The sequence below is a fragment of the Gordonia sp. ABSL11-1 genome, from assembly GCF_030315685.1.
Lineage (GTDB): Bacteria > Actinomycetota > Actinomycetes > Mycobacteriales > Mycobacteriaceae > Gordonia.
The window spans coordinates 133,060-147,004 of record NZ_JASXSI010000013.1 but is presented as its reverse complement, the minus strand read 5'-3'; the positions used below and the strand labels follow the sequence as shown (position 1 = coordinate 147,004).

12 protein-coding genes are annotated in these 13,945 nt (G+C 67.3%); 6 read left to right on the top strand and 6 right to left on the bottom strand.

Translation table 11 applies throughout. From position 1 onward, the window contains the following. Positions 1-76: 76 nt before the first annotated feature. Positions 77-877, bottom strand: coding sequence for a glycosyltransferase family 2 protein (locus tag QSJ19_RS15835; protein ID WP_286321761.1), 801 nt, complete (start codon positions 875-877; stop codon positions 77-79). 82 nt (positions 878-959) lie between these two features. Here QSJ19_RS15835 and QSJ19_RS15830 point away from each other — a divergent pair, with 82 nt between their 5' ends. From QSJ19_RS15830 to QSJ19_RS15820, 3 genes are all read left to right on the top strand, one after another. Next, complete coding sequence (locus tag QSJ19_RS15830) at positions 960-1,832, top strand: glycoside hydrolase family 16 protein (protein ID WP_286321760.1); 873 nt, start codon at positions 960-962, stop codon at positions 1,830-1,832. 203 nt (positions 1,833-2,035) lie between these two features. Further along, a complete protein-coding gene (gene leuA, locus QSJ19_RS15825; protein ID WP_286321758.1) occupies positions 2,036-3,889 on the top strand; it encodes a 2-isopropylmalate synthase in 1,854 nt (617 codons plus the stop codon). Positions 3,890-4,232: 343 nt separating this feature from the next. Continuing rightward, on the top strand, positions 4,233-4,673 hold the full coding sequence (locus QSJ19_RS15820; protein ID WP_286321756.1) for a DUF6325 family protein: 441 nt from the start codon (positions 4,233-4,235) through the stop codon (positions 4,671-4,673). A 3-nt stretch (positions 4,674-4,676) separates the two neighbouring features. On the opposite strand, the gene QSJ19_RS15815 is transcribed toward QSJ19_RS15820, so the two are convergent. The 3 genes from QSJ19_RS15815 to QSJ19_RS15805 all read right to left on the bottom strand — a co-directional run bounded on the left by QSJ19_RS15815 (position 4,677) and on the right by QSJ19_RS15805 (position 10,561). Then, positions 4,677-7,343, bottom strand: coding sequence for a winged helix-turn-helix domain-containing protein (locus tag QSJ19_RS15815; RefSeq protein WP_286321754.1), 2,667 nt, complete (start codon positions 7,341-7,343; stop codon positions 4,677-4,679). A 367-nt stretch (positions 7,344-7,710) separates the two neighbouring features. Then, complete coding sequence (locus QSJ19_RS15810) at positions 7,711-9,102, bottom strand: hypothetical protein (RefSeq protein WP_286321753.1); 1,392 nt, start codon at positions 9,100-9,102, stop codon at positions 7,711-7,713. A 10-nt stretch (positions 9,103-9,112) separates the two neighbouring features. Further along, positions 9,113-10,561, bottom strand: a complete 1,449-nt coding sequence (locus QSJ19_RS15805; protein WP_286321751.1) for a DUF2252 domain-containing protein — start codon at positions 10,559-10,561, stop codon at positions 9,113-9,115. Positions 10,562-10,752: 191 nt separating this feature from the next. On the opposite strand from QSJ19_RS15805, the gene QSJ19_RS15800 reads away from it, so the two are divergent. Beyond that, positions 10,753-11,133 (top strand): SHOCT domain-containing protein, encoded by a 381-nt coding sequence (locus QSJ19_RS15800; RefSeq protein ID WP_286321749.1) that lies wholly within the window; start codon positions 10,753-10,755, stop codon positions 11,131-11,133. 12 nt (positions 11,134-11,145) lie between these two features. Here QSJ19_RS15800 and QSJ19_RS15795 read toward each other — a convergent pair whose 3' ends face one another. Beyond that, positions 11,146-12,327: a lipase family protein gene (locus QSJ19_RS15795; protein ID WP_286321748.1), complete on the bottom strand. Its 1,182-nt coding sequence runs from the start codon at positions 12,325-12,327 to the stop codon at positions 11,146-11,148. An 88-nt stretch (positions 12,328-12,415) separates the two neighbouring features. Between QSJ19_RS15795 and QSJ19_RS15790 the strand changes: the two genes are divergently transcribed. Together QSJ19_RS15790 and QSJ19_RS15785 are read left to right on the top strand one after the other, a co-directional pair. Beyond that, entirely contained in the window at positions 12,416-12,589 is a 174-nt protein-coding gene (locus QSJ19_RS15790) for a hypothetical protein (RefSeq protein ID WP_286321747.1), read from the top strand. 192 nt (positions 12,590-12,781) lie between these two features. Then, positions 12,782-12,928: a DUF1059 domain-containing protein gene (locus QSJ19_RS15785; protein WP_286321808.1), complete on the top strand. Its 147-nt coding sequence runs from the start codon at positions 12,782-12,784 to the stop codon at positions 12,926-12,928. A gap of 57 nt (positions 12,929-12,985) precedes the next feature. Here the strand turns inward: QSJ19_RS15785 and QSJ19_RS15780 are convergent, their stop codons facing one another. Beyond that, the gene (locus QSJ19_RS15780) at positions 12,986-13,885 is read right to left on the bottom strand and encodes an oxygenase MpaB family protein (protein WP_286321746.1); all 900 of its coding nucleotides are present in this window, start codon (positions 13,883-13,885) and stop codon (positions 12,986-12,988) included. Positions 13,886-13,945 lie beyond the last annotated feature (60 nt).

The window sequence follows — 13,945 nt, the reverse complement described above, 5'->3', positions numbered from 1 at the left end:
ATTTTCCCAGCTCAGAGGCCATTTTGCCGCTTATGTGCGCTACTGGCGAACCCGATCCTTCGTAAACCGGGCGGCGTCAGCGGATGTCGGCGTCGCGATCGATCGTCGAGCGGTCGTCCGATCGGTACCACTCGACGAAACCCTTGGTCCCGTACGCCTCGAGCCGGCGAAGCGATGTGTAGACGACCGCTTGCTTGCGGAGCGCGATGCCGCGTCCGCCGGCGACCGCCCGCACCCGCTGCTGGAGCACCTGATCCTCATCGACGTCACCGATACTCGTGCGCGGGAACCCGCCGCACCGTTGATACATCTCCGCGTCAACGGCGAGATTGTTGCCGACCACCGCGAAACTCCTCCGCAACTCATCCGGCTGCGTCCGGGTGCGCCACCACTCCACGGCATGCCCCACCCGCCACAGGTGGCCGACAGCGTTGAAGACCGCCGCCGACGTCCCCTGTTCGCTCCGCGCGCGCACACGTCCGCCGACGAGACGCTTGCCTTCGAGCAACGGCACCAGCAGGTTCGACAACCAGTCGGGCGCGGGCAGCGTGTCCGCGTCGGTCCGGGCGATGTAGATCGCGCCCGTCGCGATCGCGTGGCGGAAGCCGGTGTCGGCCGCACATCCCGTTCCGGGCTCGGTCTCGGTGATGAGCTCGATCGGCACCGACGACGACGCCGCGGCCCGGCGCACGATGTCCGCGGTCTCGTCGGTGCTGTTGTTGTCGACCACGATGATGCGGAATCCGTGCAGAACCTCACGGTGGACGACGTCGCCGAACGTCTGCACCTGCAACGCGGCGAGAGTCTGCGCGATGTAGGCCGCCTCATCGAAGGCAGGGACGACCACGGCGACAGCTGGGGTTCCGGGCGATGCCATGGGGCCATCTGATCACGAAGGACGTCGAATCCCCGATTCACCCCACCGAACACCGTACATCGAGGTGTGGTAAGCCTATCCTGTGTCGAAGACCCTCCGCCGCACCGTCGCCGCAGCCGTGCTGGCCCTCACATCCACACTTGCCGTCGCGATGATCACACCGTCGACGGCACGCGCCGCCGACGTCGCGTTCGCCGACGAGTTCAACGGCGCTGCCGGTTCGGCGCCGAACGGCGCCTACTGGAATCACGAGGTCGGCGCCGGCGGCTGGGGCAACGACGAGAAGCAGACCTACACCTCCTCCCGGCAGAACAGTCGGCTCGACGGCGACGGCAATCTCCTCATCGAGGCGCGCCGCGACGGCGACACCTGGACGTCCGCGCGCATCAACACGAAGGACAAGTTCGAGTTCACCTACGGCACGATCAACGCGCGCATCGCGATGCCGAAGGGGCAGGGTCTGCACACCGGCTGGTGGATGCTGGGCCACGACATCTGGGAGGCCGGCTTCCCCGACGCGGGTGAGATCGACATGGCCGAGCACATCAACAGCTCCGACTTCGTCCACATCGGTATCCACGGTCCCACCGGCGAGGGCGGCTTCGGTTCCCTCGACCTCGGGTCCGTCCGCGACGTCGTCCCCGACGGCATCCCACTGCCGACCGGTCTCAACGGCCAGTACTCACGCGGCTCGGACATCACCGGCATCGATCCGTCGGCCTTCCACACCTACGGCGTGCGCAAGACGGCCACAGCCATCACCTTCCTGTTCGACGGCGCGGCGTACTTCACGGTCAACCGCAGCGAACTCACCGCAGGCGAACAATGGGTCTACAACAAGCCGATGTATCCGATCCTCAACCTGGCGGTCGGCGGTACGTGGCCGGGAGCCACCAACTCGTCGACGCCGAATCCCGGCACGGTGAAGGTCGACTGGATCCGATACACGCCGTGACCCGACCGTCTGCACGGGCGTCGGCGGAACAGCCGACGCGGCACATTTGATCCTCGCTCGGTCCGGGGAGTACAGTCCTGAGCATGCAGCGCGCCCTCCTTCTCGGTTGCCGCGGCGGGGTCTGAATCGACCGGCTCTCCGTCGCGGGGCCATTTCACGCGCCGGTCGTCTTTCCCCATTCGATACACGGAGAACCGACCATCATGGCAGCAGCAGACAGCTTCACCTCCGGCACGAGCCGCATCGTCGAGCCGTCCGGCCCCATCCCCGACGGTCAGGCCGTCTGGAACACCCAACGCAGTTCGGCGATGCCGGTACACCGCTACCGACAGTTCGCCGACGAGGTCGAGAAGGTCGCCGTGCCTGATCGCACCTGGCCCGACCAGGTCATCACGAAGGCACCGCTGTGGTGTGCAGTCGACCTGCGTGACGGCAACCAGGCACTGATCGACCCGATGAGCCCGGCCCGCAAGCGCCGCATGTTCGATCTGCTGGTTCGCATGGGCTACAAGGAGATCGAGGTCGGCTTCCCGTCGGCGAGCCAGACCGACTACGACTTCGTCCGGGAGATCATCGAGGACAACGCGATCCCCGAAGACGTCACCATCCAGGTGCTGACCCAATGCCGCGACGAACTGATCGAGCGCACCTTCGACGCCTGCCGCGGCGCGTCGAACGTCATCGTCCACTTCTACAACTCGACCTCCGCCCTGCAGCGGCGGGTCGTCTTCCGCGCCGACAAGGACGCGATCAAGAAGATCGCCACCGACGCCGCGCAGAAGGTACTCGTCGAGCAGGCCAAGTATCCCGATACCGCCTGGCGCTACGAGTACTCCCCCGAGTCCTACACCGGCACCGAACTCAGCTTCGCCAAGGACGTGTGCGACGCGGTCAGCGAGATCATCGCGCCGACACCGGAACGCCCGATGATCGTCAACCTGCCGGCCACAGTTGAGATGGCGACGCCCAACGTCTACGCCGACTCGATCGAATGGATGCACCGCAACCTGGCCCGTCGCGACTCCATCATCCTCAGCCTTCATCCCCACAACGACCGTGGAACCGCCGTCGCCGCAGCCGAACTGGGCTATCAGGCCGGCGCCGATCGTATCGAGGGCTGCCTGTTCGGCAATGGCGAGCGCACCGGCAACGTCTGCCTGGTGACGCTGGGGATGAACCTGTTCAGCCGGGGCGTCGATCCGCAGATCAGCTTCTCCGACATCGACGAGATCCGACGCACGGTCGAGTACTGCAACCAGCTGAACGTCCCCGAGCGGCACCCCTATGGCGGCGACCTGGTCTACACCGCGTTCTCCGGCAGCCACCAGGACGCGATCAACAAGGGCCTCGACCAGATGAAGGTCGACGCCGACGATGCCGACCAGGACATGGACGACATCTTGTGGCAGGTGCCGTATCTGCCGATCGACCCGAAGGACGTCGGCCGCAACTACGAGGCCGTCATCCGCGTGAACAGCCAATCCGGCAAGGGTGGCGTCGCCTACATCATGAAGGCCGATCACGGCATGAATCTGCCGCGACGCCTGCAGATCGAGTTCAGCCGCGAGATCCAGAAGATCACCGACGGCGAAGGCGGAGAAGTCAATCCGAAGGCGATGTGGGATGTCTTCGCCGAGGAGTACCTGCACCCGATCTGGCCGCTCGAGCGGATGCGCCAGAAGGTCGACGCCGCCGAGGTCGACGGTGGTGAGGACACCATCACCGCCGTGGTGAAGGTCGACGGCGTCGAGCGCGAGATCGCCGGCAGCGGCAACGGACCGCTCGCGGCGTTCGTGGACGCGCTGTCGACCGTCGGCTACGACGTGCGAGTACTCGACTACAGCGAGCACGCGCTCACCTCGGGTGGCGACGCCAGCGCGGCGGCCTACGTGGAGACCGAGGTCAACGGCGAGACCGTCTGGGGAGTCGGTATCGCGTCGTCGATCACCACGGCGAGCCTGCGCGCCGTCGTCTCGGCGGTGAACCGCGCGTCCCGCGTGACCGCCCCGGCCAGCGACACCGAATCCGGTGCCGCACCGCGTACCTGGGCACCGTAGGCCGGAGCAGCGACCACCCTCGACCGACCACTCCACGAGGATCACTCGCACGAGGGTCCATGGTCGCCAGGACCTCGACATCGCGGCAGCGGCCGCGTGCCACACCCACCGACGCGACGCGATGTCGCGCTCTGAATCCACGATGCACGGATGACCTCCGTGTCCATCGTGTCCGGGCATGGGCCGGGTCCCATCCGACGGCGGGCGATCCTCGCCGGGGACCCGGACCCATTCTCCTGCCCAATCATCCTTTCCGGATGACGACAGGGTGGCCGTGGCGACGCAGACTCCATGGGACAGGTCCCACGCGACGAGCCCGGACCCGACGTCGAGGAGGCCCACGATGACCACCTCGGCCGGCCTGGGTCCGATCGATTATGTCGTCGTCGAACTCCCCTATCGGACAGCGACTCTCACCGATGAGATGTCGGCCGAACTCGCATCACTCGTGGAGAGCGGCGTGATGCGGGTCCTCGACCTCCTCGTCATCGAACGCGACCGTGACGGCAGGATCGACGTCACCGAGTTCGAGGATCTGGCCGACGCCGGTCTCGGCATCCTCGACGGCGCGCTGGCCGAGATCCTCGCGCTGGAGGACGTCGTGAACCTGGCCACGGCCATCGCGCCGGGCCGGTGTGCGGCAGTCATCATCTGGGAGTATCTGTGCGCCGGGCCCTTTGCTGTTGCGGCGCATGCTGCCGGGGCCCAGGTCGTCGCCCAGGGCCGGATCCCGACCCGGGCCATCGTCGCGACGCTGGAGGCCGATCCCGGCTCCCGGCGGTGACCGTCAGATCAGATTGCGCTCCCGGGCGCGGTCGACGGCGTCCCGCCGAGTGGAGACACCGAGTTTCCGGTAGATCGATTGCTGATGGGTCTTCACGGTGTTCACCGACACGAACAGGTCGGCGGCGATCTCCGAGGCCTTGTACATCGTCGGCAGATACCGGAGAACGACCAGTTCCCGGTCGGTCAGCGGTTCGATCGGAATCCCGGCGTCGACGACCGGTGAGGATCCCGCGCCGCACACCGTGACCAGGTCGCGGAGGAACACCGACTCCTTGCCGGCGAGCCGTTGGTGACGCAGGAGCAGGCCGGCGACCAGGGGTCCCGCCACGACGAACGGCCGCTTCTGGCCGACCGGTTCGGCGAGCCGCACTGCGGCGGCGATGTGTTCGAGCGCAACGGCCTCGCGGTGCAACTGCGCGGAAGCGACCGCCGACAACACCTCCGCCTCGACGACCTGGAGCCGATACGGAGCGAATTCTGCTGTGGTGCCGAGTGTGTCGAGAGCCTCAGCCGGACGGCCGACGGCCAGATACGCCTTCGCCAGGACGACCCGGGCCAGCGAGTCGGCGTACGACGCGTCGCGTGCCCGACCGGCCGATTCGACGATGACGGCGTCGGACTCGCCGGTCACGATCCGCGCCTCCGCGGTGACGACGTCGTGCCAGCTGCTCAACAGCGCCGGAAGCGACCGTGAGCGCGAACGCGCGAGATCCAGACGGCGACATGCGGCCCGGACCGCATATGCATCGCCGCGTGCGATCGCGATGCCCACCGCTGCCGCCTCGACGATCAGCCAGGCACCGGTGTCGGATCCGCCGGCAACGGCGCGACGTCCCAGGGCGACCGCGTGATCCGCCTGCTCGAGTTCATGGCACTCGAGATGCATGAGCGCTGCGGCCGCATAGAGTGCGATCGCCTGTGGCTGGCGGGTCCAGCCACGGCGGGACGCCACCGCTGCGATCTCCTCGACCCGGCGTCGCGTCTCCGGCAACTCCCCCCGGACGAGGTCGACGAGGGTGAGGTACGTGCCGGCGGCCATCGCCATCAGCGACATCCCGATGCTCTCCGCAGCCATACGGCTGTACTCGAGATCGGCAGCAGCGGTGTCGATCTCGCCGATCTGAAACATCCCGATTGCGCGGTTGTTGCGGGCTATCAGTGCGTACGCCGGTGCCGCGGGTACCGCGGATCGGGGAACCTCGGAGACGAGGTCGAGGATGGCGTCGCAGCTCGCCACGATGTCCTCGAGGTGACTGTGCCGGGCGGTCACCATGCGGGTCAGCGCGATGACGATCCGCGTGCCCACCGTCGCTGCCTCCGGGCCGTCACGCAGCAAGCGACTCGCGTCGTTCGCGTTGCGCGCCATGACCTCGAAGTCGCCGGCCTGGTACGCGACGATTGCCGCGGCCAGCAGTGTGTCCACCGTCGGTCGACGCCCCGCCTCTGCCTCGACGGGTGCCAGCGCGGCCGCGAGCGCCGGAGCCTGCGGCGACAGCACGAGCGGCAGGGCGATCGTGCTCAGCACCTGAGACGCCATCGCCCAGTCACGCGCACTCGCGTAGTGACGGATCGCGGAGATCGGGTCGTCCTCGGCGACAAACCATTCCGCGGCACGACGATGCAGATCCGCAGGGGCGTCCGGGTTCTCGGCGGCGAGTCGGTCGGCGAGCAATTCGCGGAACAGCGGATGGTAGGCATACCAGTCGGGCCTGTCCGACAGCCGAACCGTCAAGACGTTGTCGGCGACCAGGTCGTCGAGAACTCTGCGACTGTCCGCCCGACCGGACAACGTGCGGGCCAGGTCCGCGGTCATCACCTCGACGACGCTGGTGGACAACAGGAACCGCCGGTCGGTGGGTGCGAGATCCTCGAGGACCTCCTCGAGCAGGTAGGCGGCGACGAGTTCGTTCTGCCCGGTGAACTGCGCGACGCGGGCGTGGAGGTCGTCGTCTCGCGCGCTGAGCACCGCCAACCGCAGCCCGGTCGGCCACCCCTGGGTGCGTTCCAGAAGCGTGTCGATGTCGTCGTCGGAGACCTCGGTGCGCGCCCGAACGCAGAACTCGATGACATCATCGCGGGTGAATGTGAGGTCAGCGGCGGTGATCGCGGTCAGTCGCCCGTCGAGGCGCAGCTTCTGCAGCCGGAGATCCGATGCCTTGCGCGTGATGAGGATCAGGCGGAGCCGCTCGGGTTGGCGGCGGATCAGGTGGTGGATGGATTCGAGGACCTCGGGCCGGGTGATCCACTGGATGTCGTCGAGGACGAGTGTGATCGGCGCCGGGGAGTCGGCCAGCCCGTCGATGACGAGGTCCACCTCCTGCTCGGTGAATCCGACGCCTGGCACGATGTCACACAGTGAGCTGTCCGGCGGCAGGGCGCCCGCGGCCCCGAGCGCACCCAGGATGTCGTTCCAGAACGACGGGACCCCGGACGTGTCGTCGACGGCCAACCAGGCGAGCGTGCCGTCCGGGGGATGTGCCCGGGTCCAGGCCGCCACGGCGAGTGTCTTCCCGTATCCCGGTCCGGCCGTCACCACCGCCACCTGCCCGGGTGAGCACGCGGCCAGCGCGGCATCGATGCGATGCAGTCGGACGTGACCGGGAGGGATCTCCGGACGCGACGTGCGCAGCCGAAGACCCGGAGCCAACTGCCGGCCCGCACCGTCCACTCGAGTACCCGATCTCTGTGCCCCGGCCCGAATCCCGGGATCTGCGTGCATCTTAGCGCCGCGAGCGTGAATCGATCGCCGATCATCCCGCACGGATGACGACATCACCCAGTCTCTCTGAGATTCTCGGGAGGAAGCGTCAACCGAAGCGGTCGGAGGTACGAAATCATGCCACTGCGTCACGGACGTCTGACCCGCCGCGCCGTCATCGGGCATCCGGTGGTCAGGTCACCGGCCACCGTCGACTCGACATCGCTGTTGGCACGGGGCGTGGCCCGTCGGCGCGGTCGCACGGCCACGCCGCCGTCATCCCCGGGAAGCTGAGTGGGCGCGCCCGCGTCGGGTCGCGGGTCACCGGTCCCGGCCGTCAGGCTGACGTCTCGGCCTCGCCTCCGACATCCCGCCTCGCCGGACGCATCGCGATCTCGAGCAACGCAAGCACCACGCATGTGACCACCACCGTCCAGATCACCACCAGTCCGGTGGGATACGACCAGAACATGAGGATCAGGGCCGCCACCGCGACGATCGCGATACGCACCGGGATGCGCGTCTGCCACAGTGCACGCTCGACGGCATTCGCCTCGCGCTGCGCACGGCGGGCGTCGATCGCACCGACACCGCCGGTGAATCCGCGGCGGACGGCCTGCGCCGATCTCGATCCGCCGGCGAAGAACACCGCGACGGCGACGACCAGCGCGGCCACCGCGACCGCTCGCAGCGCAAGCCGCAGTGGTCCGACGACGGTATCGAAGATCACCCGCGCCGCATCGGGTGCCAGCACATCCGCCGGCACCTCACTGAGGTAGACCGCCCGACCGATCAACAGGCCCACGGCGAGCACCAGCATCGCCAGCAGGATGGACACCGCGACGATCGCCGTCATCCGCAGACGTCTCCCGCGACCGATCAGCAGGATGGCACCGATCGCCGCGGCCAGGCCGAGCCACGGCAGGATGTCGGCGATCTTGTCCAGGGCGCTGACATAGCGCTGGGCGTTGGCGAGTTGCGGCGACTGGAACACGACGAAACTCTTGTCGACCTCGGGGATCTTGTCGGCGAAGGCGAAGCCGCGCTGGGTGAGCCGTTGTCTGACCTGGTCGATGATCGGTCCGAGCTGAATGCTGATCGTGCCGTCGGAGTCGATCTTCACCGCGTCACGCCGGGTGTCACCGGTGAGTGCTGCGACCACCGACTGGTGCGCGCCGCGGTTCGCCGCGACCCAGAGCTCGGTGAACTCGTCGGAACGAACGAACTGGTTCACGGTCTGCTGCACGAAAGACTGGGCCTGATTGGCGATGACCGGGGCCAACCCCACAAGCGCCGAGTCGACGCGGGGCCGGTCCGCCGGGGTGAGGTCGATGAGCTGCTGCAACGCCGACTCGGTGATCCCCTGGATGTCGACCTGGGCGTCGATCTGTTCGACGATCGCATCGGAGACCTGTTGCTGCACGGCGGGTTCCGATGCCAGTGGGGCAACGGTGGCAAGATAGTGCCCGGTGTCGAGCAGCTCGCCGCGGACGTATCGGGTGGTCACCGAGAGCAAGGCGAGGAGCGCACACAGGACGACGAGGACGGTCGCCCCGATCCGGCGCCACACCATCTTTCGGCCGGGGGCGTCGGGCGTCTGCGACACCACCTGCGCCCGCAGTCGTTCGAGTTCGGCGCGTTCGTCGGCGTCGAGCGGCCGGGCGGCGTCGGTATCGGTGTCGGTGTCGGTGTCGTCAGCCTGTGCCGGGTCGGGTGTCTGATCGGTCACGACAGTCCTCCTAGTGGTCCGCTGTGGCGGGAACGGCTCCGCGATCGATGGCCGCCACGAACGCCGCGTGGTCGCGGGCATTCCGGTCTGCGTATGCCACCGCGAAACGTCCTATGGCACGGTCGAACTCGTCGGTCGACCCCAGGTACTCCGCGACGGCGACGGAGTCCCCTGATCGGGCATGGCCGTAGGCGAGCACCCTGCCGCACACCCGTCCGTAGACCGACAGGGCGACCGCGTCGAGGGTCTCGATCGGCACCGAGCCCTTCGCGTCACGCAGTTGCCGGAGGTAGAAGTGGCGGTAGACGCCGTCGAACCCGATTCCGGACTGCCACCCGAGGAACACATCGCTGACCGCCTGAATGATCTTCTGCCCGTTCACAACCCTCTCCCCCTCGGACGTGAAATCCGGGCCGGGCAGATAGCGGGCCAGGACCGACGCCTGCGCCTCCTTGGCCTGCAGCAGCAGCGGATCGCCGTCGTCCTTTCCCCGGAACAGCAACACCCACGCCTGGGTGCCGACGCTGCCGACCCCGACGACCTTGCGCGCCATGCGGACGAACTCGAACTTGTCGAGCAGCACGCGGTGCCGCGGCGCCATCGTCTCGCGGAACTCGGCCAACCTGCCCTGCAGTTCGTCGTAGACGGTGGACAGATCGCGATCGGGGACGACGTCCTCGACGGGAACGATCAGCGGCGGCGCACTGACGAACCGCACCTCACCGTCGACGACGGTGGTCAACTTCGACAGTGCCTGCAAGCTGTCGCGGCGCCAGGCCTTCTTGATCTGCAACCGCATGCTCTTCGTCGCCGACGCCCCGACCAGATCCCGGACCTCCGTCAGCCGTTCGGACGGTTCGGCGTGGGTGTACCAGGCAGCCAACGTGCCCTTGCCCGCCTGGGCCGTCATGGCCTCGCGGTACTCGGTCGCGCACGCCCGCGCCACCCGCTTGGCCTCCTTGCGGGTCAGGCCGTTGTCGAAGGCGGCCACGGCCAGACTCGCCGCCAGCCGTTTGATGTCCCACTCGAACGGGCCCGGATAGGTCTCGTCGAAGTCGTTGACGTCGAAGGCCAGTCGACGCTCGGGCGTCGCGAAGAAGCCGAAGTTGCTCAGATGCGCATCACCGCACAGTTGGACCGTGAGTCCGCTGCTCGCCGACCGTGACAGGTCGTCACTCATCACCAGCGCGGCGCCCCGGTAGAAGGTGAACGGCGTCCGGGCCATCCGGCCGTGCCGGATCGGGACCAGCTCGGCCACCCGGGTCTGCGCCTGCTGCAGCAACAGTGCCGTCGGATCCCGCTGCGAGCTGTCGTCGACGTCGGAGGCGAGGTCGCCGAGATCCCTCGGGGCCAGCCGCTCTCTGGCCGCGCGGCCGTCGGCCCTACGCTCCTCGACCGTGCGGTAGGGCTGCGCGGACGTCGCCGAACCCTGGTCGGCGGATATGGCTGTCGAGTTCACCCGGTGACGATCTCACGCGCACCGGGTCATCGGCATCACCCGGACGGGATGAACGAGCCGTGCCCCGGTGCACGACGACGAAGTCATCCATTACGTGTGATCCGCGGCCACGTCCCCGGGCGCATGCTGACTCTGGTCAGATCCTGTTCCGCGCGGCACAGAGATGCCGCCGAAGTGTGAAGGAGACGCACATGTGGGATTCATTCTGGGACTTCATCTGGTACACGGTGGTGATCTTCGCTTTCGTCGCCTACCTCATGATCCTGTTCTGGATCATCACCGACCTGTTCCGTGACCGCGGATTGTCAGGCTGGTGGAAGGCGCTGTGGGTGCTGTTCCTCGTCTTCGTTCCGTGGCTGACGGCGCTGGTCTATCTGATCGCCCGGGGTCATGGCATGTCCCGGCGCTCGGCCGAGGCGCGCACCCAGATGCAACAGCAGTCCGACGACTACATCCGCTCGGTCGCCGGCAAATCGTCCGCCGATCAGATCGCCGATGCCAAGGCACTGCTCGATGCGGGAACCATCAACGCACAGGAGTACGAGGCGCTGAAGGCGAAGGCGCTGGCATGAGACGTCCGCGCATCATCGTGCCGGGATGACCCGTTCCAGGAACCGGATCGCGTCGTCCATGCCACCCTTGGCCCGCAGATCTGTGTGATCGGCGTTGACCGTCTCGAAGTCGTAACCCGTTCCGGCCTTGCGCAACTCGGACAGCAGGGCGTAGGTCATCGGGATCGGGACGGTCACGTCACGCAGACCGTGGACGATGAGGACCGGCCCTGCCTGCCCGGTGACCGGAACCTTCATGTAGGAGGCGATCGCCTGTCGGAAATCGTTGTCCCCGAGCGACTTCGACAGCAGTTTGTCGGGCCGCGCGCCGGCGAGGATCGACTCCCACTGCGGCCCGCATGACCGGCCCACCTCGTCGACGACCCGCTTGCCGAAGTCGGACAGGTACGAGCGGACGTCGACCTCGCGCTGGTTGTCGGCCATCCCTGCGAGGATGGCGGCGAACGGACCCGACATCGCCTTCGGGAGTGCGACGATCCCGGGCCGCATCAACGGTATGACGTTCTCGAAGTTCGACGCGGGAGCAAGTGCCACGGTCCCGCGGAAGTCCAGTTCGGGCGCATACCGGCGGGCGTAGTGGCCCGCGGCCAGTGCCGCGTGGCCGCCCTGCGACGTCCCGCCCACCGCCCAGGTCCGCGACAACCCGCCGACGACGGCACGGGCTGCTCGCACGATGTCGATCACCGCGGTCGCCTCCGACCGTGAATGCAGGTACGGATGCACTCGCGACGAGTCCGGACCGAGTCCGAGGTAATCGGTCGAGACGACGGCATAACCTGCCCTGTTGAGGGCCTCGACCGCCGGCGCCGTCCCTCGGCTCAGGTCCGTCGAGTCGGTCAGGCCGCACTCGGGCCCGAGCCCGGAGGTGCCGTGCCCCCAGGAGATGATGCGCCAGCCATCGGCGGGCCGCGGCCCGTCGGGTAGCCGTACGATCCCGCTCGCCGGAACAACTGCCCCGCGAGGGTCGGTGGTCAGATACGAGATCCGTAACACGCGATCGAGACCACCCCACGTGCCGAGTTGGGAGATCCCGGTGGCGGTGCCGGGTGCGTCGGTGGTCGTCGCGGCTCGTGCAGTAATGTCCACGACGGCGGGGACGGCCATGACGATGATGCCGACGACGACGGCCCGGAGCGCGGTGACCAGCGCCCGGGATGTGACCCGCGACCGATCGCTCACCGTGGGGACCGCCACGTCACATCCTCGCGTCGACTATGAGTCTCCCTACGAATACCCGCTGCTCACGTGCCATGAGGCGCCTCCGTGGGGACAATGCAATGACATGAACACACTACAGTTGACCTACGTCTTTGCCCTGCTCGGAGTACTCACCATGATGACCGTCGGAATCGGCGCACTCATCGGCATGATCGCCCGCTCGGAGGCGCACCCGCCGCGTGTGCGCGTGTCCGACGACCCCGCGCCCGAGACCGCCCCCATCCTCACCTTCCGCTGACAAATCGCTACGTCGACGCGTCTCCCGCCCCCTGATCCACGGCCGCCCACCGGCGGCCTCAGACACTGAGGGGCGAAGCGTCTCGAAGGGTCCGATCCCTTCACCTCTCCCCCTCACCGCGGGTAATCTCACGCCCGACGAACGGGTGCGTTGAGTGCACGACCGGCGAACGAGGGGAATCGCATGAACCGGATGAAGACGCGGCTGACCTGCCCATGTGGTGAGGCCATCAAGGGTGTCGACGAGGACGAGCTGGTGGTGAAGGTGCGCGACCACCTCAAGGAGAACCACCCGGGCCACGACTACAGCCGCGACGAGATCCTCTTCATGGCGTACTGATCGCCATCCCGGGTCGCCGTGTCGGCGCGTCTGGTCGGCCTCCGGACGCGGGTCTGATCAGCCCGCCTGCGCCGACTCCTGCTGCGTCGGTGTGCCCTGGTGGACCGGACACCCACCCGCGAACGTCCCCATCGATTCGATGTCGAAACCGTTGGGATACGAACGGATTCGGGGCATGTTCTGCACTAGTGCCGGCTTCCGACGTGACGGTAGCAGCGCCAGGAGTCGGGCGCGGAGTTTCAGTGCAGCCGCGGACACGGTGCGCGCGGCGGCGCCCGGATCGTCGTACCCGAAGGCCGCGATCAGCGGTTCGTCCATCAGCGAACGGCTGAAGATGTCGACGCCGCGCTTGGCGAAACCCGGATAGAACGAGGCGAGCAGATCCATCGTCGCGTCGGCCACACGACGCGATCCCGGATCGAAGGCGAAGTGCTCGGCCTCGTAATCGTCCATCAGCGTCGCGAATTCGTCGTAGGTCGCGGGGATGTCCTTGATCGCCATGTGGCGACCGAGCGCCTGGTAGTAGCGCACCATCGCCAGCTTCTCGTCGGCGGTGAGCGGGCGCCACCCGTAGTCGGCGAGCCAGCGCACAGGCACGACGACGAACGTCGACAACACGTAGCGGAAATCGTCGTTCGGGATGTCGTACATCTTGTGCATCTGGTTGATCCGCCGGATGGCCGCCTTACCCTGCGGACTGTCGAATCCCTCGATCAGAGGGGCCTCCAGCAGGATCGCCGTGTCGTCGTAGCGCTTCTGCGTGGCCTCGGTGAACGCGCCGGTCTCGTCGAGCAGGCGCCCGATGCTCGGGACGGCATACGTGCGGAACAACGCGAAGCTGAGTGCCTGGTTGATGTCCCAGGGGAACTCGCGAGTGGACAGATTGCGATAGATGTCCATCCACTGGTTCTCCGGATCGAGTCCGGCGGTGGAGCTCGTCTTCACGGGATTCTGCATGGGCTGAGCACCCTCCTCGTCGAGTGTGTCGACAGCATAAGTCGACTTATGGTCTTGTGC